This is a genomic window from Microcystis sp. M113S1 (genome assembly GCF_020246945.1).
Lineage (GTDB): Bacteria > Cyanobacteriota > Cyanobacteriia > Cyanobacteriales > Microcystaceae > Microcystis.
The window spans coordinates 1-4,072 of the sequence record NZ_JADBSA010000379.1 but is presented as its reverse complement, the minus strand read 5'-3'; the positions used below and the strand labels follow the sequence as shown (position 1 = coordinate 4,072).

Annotated in this window: 4 protein-coding genes; 2 read left to right on the top strand and 2 right to left on the bottom strand. The window is 42.9% G+C overall.

Going from position 1 to position 4,072, the window contains the following annotated elements; translation table 11 throughout:
* Positions 1-139: 139 nt before the first annotated feature.
* Positions 140-2,104: a M48 family metalloprotease gene (locus IM319_RS19300; RefSeq protein ID WP_287736606.1), complete on the bottom strand. Its 1,965-nt coding sequence runs from the start codon at positions 2,102-2,104 to the stop codon at positions 140-142.
* A 426-nt stretch (positions 2,105-2,530) separates the two neighbouring features.
* Between IM319_RS19300 and rpmF the strand changes: the two genes are divergently transcribed.
* Together rpmF and IM319_RS19290 are read left to right on the top strand one after the other, a co-directional pair.
* Entirely contained in the window at positions 2,531-2,713 is a 183-nt protein-coding gene (rpmF, locus tag IM319_RS19295) for a 50S ribosomal protein L32 (protein WP_287736605.1), read from the top strand.
* 181 nt (positions 2,714-2,894) lie between these two features.
* The gene (locus IM319_RS19290) at positions 2,895-3,494 is read left to right on the top strand and encodes a sulfite oxidase-like oxidoreductase (RefSeq protein ID WP_287736604.1); all 600 of its coding nucleotides are present in this window, start codon (positions 2,895-2,897) and stop codon (positions 3,492-3,494) included.
* Between the two features lie 116 nt (positions 3,495-3,610).
* Here IM319_RS19290 and IM319_RS19285 read toward each other — a convergent pair.
* A partial coding sequence (locus tag IM319_RS19285; RefSeq protein ID WP_287736603.1) for a tetratricopeptide repeat protein occupies positions 3,611-4,072 on the bottom strand: 462 nt, incomplete at its 5' end.

The window sequence follows — 4,072 nt, the reverse complement described above, 5'->3', positions numbered from 1 at the left end:
GAAAGTTTTACTCGTTCAAGGCCGAATTTGAAGTCTTTTCTGAACGAAACCCCCTACTATCTGTGGTCAAGGTTCAGTTTTTAGCTTGGTTATCGCTTTTTCCATTGTAGCTTAAAGCCGTCCTCAAAGGACGGGGTTTTCAACGCAAATTTTCGATAATTAAACCGGAGACTAATAAGCCAAAACCGCTAACCAAAGACCAAAAACGGGGATAAACCCGAATATTTCCGCCAGAGTGAGTTATTTGACTCCATTCCAGACGAGGAGATAAATCGCGACGAAACCAACCGAGAACTTGTACAGATGTATTATTTATTTCTACCATGAGGGAGTTAGTAGTCCTGATTTTATGCCAAAAACCAAAACGATAGTTAGGAGCGAGGGGAATTATGCCGGTGCTATCTTTAAGAAAGAAATTCTTTCCTTGAGCAATTAACTCACCGCGGAGTCGGACGGGGATAGCTGAGAGGGGATGACTGTAAGGATTATCAGTTAAAGCAAAAATATCGCTGAAACTAGCATTTTTGAGAGGAGGATAACTGGCTAATTGATTGATAATTATACCCAAACCCCCACCGACTAAAATTAGGCCCAATGCACCCCAAGAGCTAAATTTCAGCCAAAGAAAACCAGCTATGACAACCCCAATAATAAAGCCTAGTCCCGAAGCATAATATAAACACAGTCGTAGAAAAAAGTTTTGATAGAGTTTCTTGGAATCTAATTCCATTTCTTGACGTAATACTCCCCTCAGACTAAATTCTATATCTAGATCCATCTGTCGGGCATAGTTAGCTAAAGCGCGAATCCTTTCACCAGTCAGGGGATGATTAGATTGCAACTCTAACCATTTTGCCCAAGGGTTATATATATCCCAGAGAAAACTCTGTCCGATCCGGCGAGACTCCAATGCGATACCATAAACGTTACCGGCAATGATCGCATCCTGCTCCAGGGCAATATTTAATACATTTGTACTCAATGACAGGGGACTAAACTGGGCAGTTTCTTGGACTAAACCAAAGGCAATTTTTACTAAAGCGCGGGCCAAAGCATTGGGATTACCAGTAACTTGGGCAGCAAAATGATCGGCGAAGTATTCTCTAGTACGAGACAGATAAAGACAGCAAAAAACAATAATTGGCCTAAAAATGGTGATAATTGATGAGAGAAGGGCTAGAAAAACTGTGTCTTTAAAATTATTACCTTGATTTTGGGCAAAAGAATCGATATAACAGCTTAAATGGTCGAAACTAGCACAGATAGTCATCAGGGCAAAGTCTCCCTGCCAAATATGCCCTAATTCATGAGCATATACCGTCGCTACTTCCTCATCGTCGAGATAGGTAAATAAACCTCTGCTAACTACTAAGCAAGCATTACCCCGTCGAGAGCCATAGGTAAAAGCGAGGGGATGTCCGTCTTCGATAATGCCTAGTTTTGGCGGTTTTAACCCTTTTTCTCGGCATACACGCCCAATTACCGCCGCCGATTCTGGGCTATAGCGTTTAATTTCCGCTAAGGACACCCAACGCACTCGATAAAGACGTTTTTGTGTCCAATCAATTAGATTCGGGGCGATAAAAAGGATGAGTCCGCCTAAGAAACCGGTCAAGAGCAAGGCAATAATTACACCCTTCCCCGCAGGGATGAGGAGAAAAAGGGTAATTACAAAAAAAAGACCACATATTATAGCATAAAAAGCCGTAATTGTCAATAGTTTAGCAAAAATAAGTCTATTTTCGGGGATAGTCCGGGACAACCGGACATTTACCCGTGCTGCTCGTGCTGCCTTGGGCAGCGATCGAAATTTGACCCCATTAGTTGCAATACCGATGGTTTTTTGTTCAGCTCTAAAGATTGTCAGTAATCGTTTGGCCCACTGACTAACTTCCTGATCAAGATGATTTTCTAATTCCAGAGCTAAGACGATCGCTTGTTGCCGTTGATTATTGCCGCGATAGGCCCGAGCAAGAGCCATTTTAGCTTGAATATATAGGGGAGAATAAAAATTAGCTGACTGTTGGCAATATTCTTCCAGTAATTCTACAGCCCTTGCGTAATCCTTTAGCTGCAGACATTTTAATCCTTTTTCTAGTGACATAGATATCCCTTGGCTGTTTATCTATCTTTAGAGATACCCAGAATCGTAGGAAAGATTAAAGGAGTTGGAGAAGTGGGGGTGTGGGGTGTGGGGGTTGGGGGTTGGGGGTGTGGGGTGTGGGGGTTGGGGTTTTACCCATTTTCAGGTGGTCAATTACCTAATTTTCAGGGAAAAAGTCCCTGAATTTTCCCCCCAATCACTCCAAGGGTCGGCACTTTTTGAGGGAAAAAAAGTCTAAAAACCTTGTTGAATAAGGTTTTTAGATTTATTCAGCAAACCCTAAATAGGTAAGCCGATGATAATTATTAATTTTTATCAATATTTTGGGCAGTAGTGAGCAAGGGAATCAGACAAGTGAGCGAGCCGATTAGGGAAATAGGGAGTAGAATAGAAAGGTTGTGAGTCTATAACTATCGTTAAAATACTATGGCTTGTCCCAAGAAGAAAACCTCAAATGCCAAGCGCGACCAACGGAGAGCGCACTGGAGAAAGCAAGCGGCACGGGAAGCGCAAAAAGCCTTATCTTTGGGTAAATCTGTCCTTTCTGGTCGTTCTAACAGCTTTGTCTATCCCACTAAAGAGGAAGAGGAAGAGGAGGACGAGGAATAATATTCCTATCAGTCTTCAGTTGCTGGAAAAATTTGGCTGTAGTTCGCTCTTAACACCGAATAAATGTCCTCCAAGTCTAGGACGGTGTGATAACTTGATGGTGGGGAGTGAGGTATAGAAAACCTTTTCGCTCCCTAATATTTTAAGATTTGTTTAGGGTGTTCGTTGTGAGTCTCAACTAATGTTAGGCAAATTCTTTAAAAAACCAGAATCTCCCGATCAAGACCGAGTTCCCCCGGGCCAATATCTCGCTAGTGGTTTTCCTGTGCTTACCTATGGAGATACTCCCCAAATCAAGACCGAGGACTGGTTGTTCAAGGTTTGGGGAAAAGTGGCCACGACTAAAACTTTTAACTGGTCGGATTTTATGGCCCTACCGCAGTGGGAATTTACCAAGGATTTTCACTGTGTCACCCGTTGGTCAAAATTAGATGTGACTTGGACGGGAGTTAAGGTATCGGATTTTATGACCTTAATTGACCTGTTGCCGGAAGCTACCCACGTCATGCAACACTGTTATGGCGGTTATACCACTAACCTGACCCTAGAGGAGTTCCTGCACGAGGATAATTTTTTCGCTTTTCAACTGTTTGGTCAACCTTTACCCCCCGACCACGGTGGTCCGCTGCGCTTAGTTGTTCCCCATCTCTACGCTTGGAAAAGTTCTAAATGGATTAATGGCTTAGAATTTCTCGATCGAGAGCAATTGGGTTTCTGGGAACGTAATGGCTACCATCGACGAGGTGATCCCTGGTTAGAGGAACGTTATGGCGGTTTTTAACGAGTTTTGGCTTAAAATCGGGTGAGATAAGCAATCAAGTCCGCTAATTCCTATCATTAAAACAAGCAAAAGTCAAGGGGTAAGCAACAAAATTTTACTCGATCATGACTGGTTAATTATAATTGCCGAATTGCCTGATCGCACTTTTGAACATATCCTGCTAACCCCAATGCTTGAAATAATTTCCGCGCTTGAAGAATTGCTTCTTTCGCTTCCGCTATACGTTTGAGTTTATAGTAGGTAACTCCCAGATTAAACCAAGAAGACGCTTCACCCCCCCGATCACCGATTTCCCGTGTGATTGCTAAGGACTGTTGATAAAACTCGATCGCTTTTTGGTATTCTCCTAGGGAACCGTAAACATTGCCTAAATTACCGTAGGAATTCGCTTCACCCCCCCGATCACCGATTTCCCGATCGATTGCTAAGGACTGTTGATGAAATTCGATCGCTTTTTGGTATTCTCCTAGGGAATAGTAAACAGCGCCTAAATTATTGTAGGAAGACGCTTCACCCCCCCGATCACCGATTTCCCGTGTGATTGCTAAGGACTGTTGATGAAACTCGATCGCTTTTTG

Bases quoted from the DNA above. Each gene is read 5' to 3' on its own strand.
- IM319_RS19300 (WP_287736606.1), bottom strand. From the start codon at position 2,104: ATGTCACTAGAAAAAGGATTAAAATGTCTGCAGCTAAAGGATTACGCA.
- rpmF (WP_287736605.1), top strand. From the start codon at position 2,531: ATGGCTTGTCCCAAGAAGAAAACCTCAAATGCCAAGCGCGACCAACGG.
- IM319_RS19290 (WP_287736604.1), top strand. From the start codon at position 2,895: ATGTTAGGCAAATTCTTTAAAAAACCAGAATCTCCCGATCAAGACCGA.